Annotated in this window: 1 protein-coding gene and 1 pseudogene; one reads left to right on the forward strand and one right to left on the reverse strand. The window is 42.1% G+C overall.

Translation table 11 applies throughout. The annotated features are described in order from the left end of the window. A pseudogene (locus tag NO887_RS18455) lies at positions 1-215 on the forward strand (IS6 family transposase); the annotation flags it as partial. 90 nt (positions 216-305) lie between these two features. Here the strand turns inward: NO887_RS18455 and NO887_RS18460 are convergent. Further along, positions 306-902, reverse strand: coding sequence for an IclR family transcriptional regulator (locus tag NO887_RS18460; RefSeq protein ID WP_256419623.1), 597 nt, complete (start codon positions 900-902; stop codon positions 306-308). Positions 903-1,032 lie beyond the last annotated feature (130 nt).

Genomic DNA, 1,032 nt, shown 5'->3' on the forward strand with positions numbered 1-1,032 from the left:
TCGATGATGCCGAGTATCTCGGCCCAGTTCTTGCCGAAGATGGCTATCGATTTCGGGTGATTCGCCATGGAAATCGGAACGCTATTGAACGTGTTTTTTGGGAAATAGAACGACGAACATCATCGTTCGCAAATAGTTTCAGCAATGTCGCGCTAGAGACAGCTCAAAATTGGCTCGAAGCCGTCGCCGTCTACCACAATTCACGCCAAACTTAACGCGACCGCAGTTACGTCACCTAGACTTCAGTGACTTCTAACCGCTGTTAAGAACTAACCACTGATCTACTCATTAGCGAGAGAAATATTCTAAGAATATCTCATATTTAGTTCAATTTCATTGACAATACCTAATAGGAGATCAGGGATATCACTCCGATAAGTTTCACCTTTTAGTCGGTGTGATGGTCCCGAAACTCCAATTGCTCCAACAGGGATACCTGACGGTTTTGTAATTGGGACTGAGACCGAATGCAGACCCATAATATATTCTTCATCATTAAAGCTAAAGCCTCGGTTCCTTATTTCTTCAAATTCTTGAAATATTTCTTCCTTAGAGGTAATAGTATTCTCTGTTATTTCTGGGAGACCATGTTGTTCAATGATTGCTTCTACCCTATTAGTAGGCAGTTCAGAAAGTATCGCCTTACCACCTGAGGTTGCATGGAGAGGCATTTGCTTGCCCAGCTGTGTGTTAGTCCTTACAGCATTTTCACCTTCCTCTTGGTGAATATACACCATATGGCCGTGCTCCTTAATCATGAACTGTGCTCGTTCTTTAGTTTCTTCAGCTAGGTCAATTATCTTACTGTGTATTTCATCAAATATTTCTTCTCGATGACGAACCATAGAACCAATATATAAAAAACGAGCGCCAATATGATATCTATCTCCTTGCTTAGTCACATATAGCCCGTTGCACGGTTTCAAAATCAGTTCAGACGTATCCGGCATCTATCACTAACGGAGCGAAATAGTCACTTTCACTAGACTAAAAGCCGGATTGGAAGTATGACACCAACACAATCCGACACTG

It is taken from the genome of Halorubrum laminariae (assembly GCF_024494655.1).
GTDB classification, from domain to species: domain Archaea; phylum Halobacteriota; class Halobacteria; order Halobacteriales; family Haloferacaceae; genus Halorubrum; species Halorubrum laminariae.